We start from the raw sequence: 4688 nt of genomic DNA on the forward strand, positions 1-4688 counted from the left end.
TTTATTTGCTTTTAGAGGCCGAGATAAAAATTTGGAACAAGTCCGAAAAGAAGTAAAACACCTTAAAATCATAAAATAAGTAACCATGAAATATGCTGGTCTTTTTTTGGTATTTTATAAAAAGCCCAAATCCATTGTTAGGATTTGGGCTTTTTTTTTGTAAAATAAGGAGGTTTCACCAAAACGTAATATAATTTATGCTTGTCTTTTTTTATTTGTATCTAGTAAAAACACAATTTCTAAAAATGTTACAAAAAATAAAAAAGCTTATTTAGTTATATACACATTTTTATAACGTGCATAAACTAAAAATATACAGCAGCCTACGTTATAAACTTTTCTACATCATATCTAATCAATGGATTCCTTTTAAAATTAATTATGATTGAAAAAAATAAACTATAACACTCTCTATCTCTTAAAAAAGCAAAAGATCCCGAAATGTTTCGGGATCTTTTGCTTTTTGGTTTTTCATTAGAATTAGAAAGGTAAGTCTGACATGTAATACAATTTATGTTTAAATTACTATTTTGAACTCAATAAATACACATTTTTTATTTTAAATGCTATGAAATCCTTGTTTTCCGTATGTTCGGCTTGGCAACATATCCATACCTGCTGAATTCCATTATGCAGTGACAAAAGGGTAGTATTTTTTGAGAACCCCACTCAAAAAATACTACCCGACCATTGCATAGTGGAAAGCTATTTAAAGATATAGAAGGGAAAACCTCGAAAACCCTTGATAAATAAGGGTTTATAATTTTCTTATGTTCACCCCTAGGGTGAACATATATGTTCACCCTAGGGGTGAACATAAGAAAACAAACTGTTCACTTTTTCATTGTTTTTGTGAACGTCTTGTTTTATAATTTGAACAAGACGTTCACAAACGTGAACATATATGTTCACGAAGAAAGGTTGATAAATTTGCCAAATAAAGATGATATAAACATCAGTAAAAATGATTTAATGCAAATTCTTGAATTAACTGGATTGCCTTTATCTTCTGTTGAAAAATTAATCGACTTAAAAGATGCTGAACAAAAAGAAATCGAACAACAAAAAAAAGAAGCTGATAATCCCCCATTTGTACAAGTTTATAAAGGAATGGGATTAAAAGCTTTACAGTTATTAATTAAAGATAATCAATTAGCTAGTGAAATTTTTGTCTTTTTCTTAGATAATATGAACAATAATAATCTAGTAATGGCTTCACAACAACTTTTAAGCGAAGAATTTGGAAAAGGTAGAACAACAATATATAAAGCTATTAAATATCTTGAAGAGCATAATTTTATTAATGTTGCAAAAGTAGGTACAGCTAATGCTTACATAATTAATCCAGAAGTAGCTTTTCAAAATGCACATAACAAGAAGAAATATGTTGGTTTTAACGGAACAATTTTATTAAGTAAAAAAGAAAATAATACGCTTTTTGACAAATACAATTACAATAATATTAAAATGTTAAAAGAAAAAGAATAACTCAAAAAGTACCCATGAATTTTAAAATTTGGGTACTTTTTGGTTTCTTTTTTATCTTTCTAAATCCATATTCTTGCTTTTCTTTTTTCTTTTTTGTTGTAAATCTTTTGAAGCAAGATCATACCCTTTTCGCTCATGTTCAGTTAAATTGTTCTCACTAAATCGAGTATTACTAAAGGGATTTAAAGTGATATTCACTTTCTTCTTGCAATATCCTACAATTTGTTGAAATTTCTCCAATCCTTGAGGAACTCGTTCTTTATAAAACTCCTGCATTTGTGCAAATAACTTTTGAAGTCTCTCATATTTCGCTTTATAGGGCTCTAATTCTTTTTTCTCTTTTTCTAAACGTTTTACAGTTGTATGTAAATCTGTATGATTCACTTCCAACGCATGATTTTTCCTCTGTAACGTCTCATTTTCCCTTTTAAAGGCCTCTGATGCTTTTGCAAGGGTTTTGATCCTTTTAAAATCTTCCGCTCCAATTTCGACCGTTTTAGAGCGTATGAGACCTCCTTTTTCTTTCACAGGCATCTCTTCTACTCGTTTCCCTACTTTAACAGCTCTTTTTAAAACATTTAAACGATTTTGCATTTGCTGCATTGATTTCTCTATTTGTTGTTTTTCTAACTCTTTTTCTACAAGTGTATCTTGTAACACTTGAACCTCTTCTTTTGCCGTCAAAGCTTTAAAACGTGCGGTTTCAATATGTTTTTTGTCACTGGATACTCCGCGCTCTAAATCAAAACCTTTCTCCACCATATGAGCATGAAAATCATCCTGAAGTGAAACTAATTCTTTACGATTAAAAATCTGTTTCGCTGATAACTTCTTTTCTTCCGTCACTGGAACCATTCCTACATGCATATGGGGCGTCTTTTCATCCAAATGTACCGCTGCATGTACAATGTTTTGTTCTCCATATCGTTCTTTCAAAAAACTATAGGCTTCCTCAAAAAATTCTTTTTGAGAATCTAGATCTTCTTCACTTAAACGTTCAAAGAAACCTCTATCACTTGTTACCACAAATTCGCACATCACAACTGCATCTTTTCGAATCGCTCGATTGGTTTCTACATTCTGTTCGATTTTTTCTTTTACTGTTCTTAAATAATCGATGTACTGATCATTATGTAAATCATAATTTAAATGACTTTGTTCTTTTTCAATATCAGGATTTGTATGACTCTCTTTTTCTCGTTGATTATGAATCTGGATTCCTTTCACATCTCGTATTTTAAATTTCTGCATTCTACAAATCGCAAAACTCACGAATCCTCACCCCAACCTGCCTTAATTTTTCTCTCTATTCTGTTCTCGACCACTTTGTAAAGTATATATACTTCTCCACTGTTTTTTCGGTGGACTTCCATGTAAAGTATAGCACACTATACTTTACTATCGTAAAGAGTGTGCCCCTACGGGGGATTCGGCAAGCCGAATAAAAACCTTGGGCGTCGCCCAAACCCACTGGGGAACTCTTCCCCAGACCCCCTCAATCGAACTCCCCAACCCCTCAATCCTTGAGGGGCTCCCTCGCCGGTAGGCAGGTCAAAACGGTAACCGTTTTGACACAACAAGAGGATTTGGGTGGAGTGAATCTGTCAACTCCTTAATGCTCACTTCGTTCCGCTTACCGTTGACAGACACCAATATAACAAGTCATCATAAATTATATTGACCACAATGATTATGCATAAACAGAAAATGATAGGGATTTGTCTCTATCATTTTTTTTATTTTTGAATTAACTATAAAGTGTAGAAAAATTCCTCAATATGGAGGTGAAAATATGAACAATCACTGTCACTGTCATTCTCATAAAAATATAGAAAGTATTGCATGTCCTACCCCCCCTACAACTTCTGTTCCCTTCCCTAATCCTTGTCCTACTCCACCACTTGCTCCTGGTACTTTTTTGGCTAGAACTGCAGCCTTAGCTACATCTTTTGATATCCTAGTTACAGATGGCTTTAGTTTTGATGTTCCATTAACTGTAGCTAGTCAGGGAAATGGTATTGGATTTAATCCTGTCACCGGAAAACTTGTAATTTTAATATCAGGATTTTACAATTTATACTATGAATTTAAAGCTATCTCTAGAGGAGGAAACCTCGACGCAGCATCTACTCAATTGACTGCTAATGGAACACCTATTCCAGGCTCTCAAGCAGCAGCAACGCTTACGCTAATGGGAACTCCTAAATTAGTTGAAGTTCCATTTGCTCAAAGACCAGCTACACCTGTTTTCCTAACAGCAGGAACTGAAATCGGAATTCAGGCTTTTATGTTTTTACTTCCAGGCATGTCTTCTGATCTTCTTACTGTTACATCTGCTGTATTAACAATCGAATCAGCTTTTTAAATTTCCATTTCTTTGAGACTACTAAAACCGTATCTAATTGTTGATACGGTTTTTTGAGTGAGTTTCTCAAAAATACTCTTCGTTTATTGTATGGAGAAAAGTTCATTGTGATATAGAAGAAAGAAAAAAAAGAAAAAAACGGCGCAAATCCAGTCATATCAAGGGATTTAGGATTTTATGACACTTAACGTTTTTAAGTATGAAGAGTTTAAAATTATGACGAAACATGTATATTTTCCCTTTGTTTTTGGGTGTGAGGCAAAGGCTAGGGTGAAGCGTAGCGAGGGGCTAGCCCCTAAATATGCGTATATACATATTGAAAAAGGAAAATATACAGAACGGTAGTACAGGCGGTTCGGCAGGTATAATTGTTAGTTCAAGTCGTACTACATAAATCCTCGTTTTTGGTATGTTCGGCTTGGCGACATGCCCATACCTGCCGAATTTCTCTATGCAATGGAGGAAAGGTGGAGATTTTTTGAATGGTTTCCTCAAAAAATACTACCTGACCATTGCATAGAGAAAAGCCCTACTTAAAGATATAGAAAGGAACAAGCCGAAAAACATTGATAATTTGTAAAACATTCTTTATTAAGAAATAAGAGCTAAAAATCCCACTTAAAATTATATAATTTTAAGTGGGATTTTTAGCTCTTATTATAAAAGACACAAGAGGAATTAAAAAAAGCCTTTATCTATAAGGTTTTTTTAAACATAATAGTTACCATATTTGGTATTTATGTTACCATATTTGGTATGTATAATAGTTACCATATACGGTAACTATTACATAGAGGGAGGTTAAAAAGTAATGTCATCATTAGATAAAGATATT

3 protein-coding genes are annotated in these 4688 nt (G+C 33.0%); 2 read left to right on the plus strand and 1 reads right to left on the minus strand.

All coding sequences use genetic code 11. The features are described from left to right. Positions 1–930: 930 nt before the first annotated feature. Entirely contained in the window at positions 931–1488 is a 558-nt protein-coding gene (locus LOK41_RS27315) for a replication/maintenance protein RepL (RefSeq protein WP_241819241.1), read from the plus strand. Between the two features lie 51 nt (positions 1489–1539). Here the strand turns inward: LOK41_RS27315 and mobV are convergent, their stop codons facing one another. Beyond that, a complete protein-coding gene (gene mobV, locus LOK41_RS27320) occupies positions 1540–2760 on the minus strand; it encodes a MobV family relaxase (protein ID WP_347269382.1) in 1221 nt (406 codons plus the stop codon). Positions 2761–3280: 520 nt separating this feature from the next. On the opposite strand from mobV, the gene LOK41_RS27325 reads away from it, so the two are divergent. Beyond that, positions 3281–3853 (plus strand): hypothetical protein, encoded by a 573-nt coding sequence (locus tag LOK41_RS27325; protein WP_241819243.1) that lies wholly within the window; start codon positions 3281–3283, stop codon positions 3851–3853. Positions 3854–4688 lie beyond the last annotated feature (835 nt).

The organism is Bacillus sp. TL12, from assembly GCF_022625245.1.
In the GTDB taxonomy this organism is placed as follows: Bacteria; Bacillota; Bacilli; order Bacillales; family Bacillaceae_G; genus Bacillus_A.

Bases quoted from the DNA above. Each gene is read 5' to 3' on its own strand.
- LOK41_RS27325 (WP_241819243.1), top strand. From the start codon at position 3,281: ATGAACAATCACTGTCACTGTCATTCTCATAAAAATATAGAAAGTATT.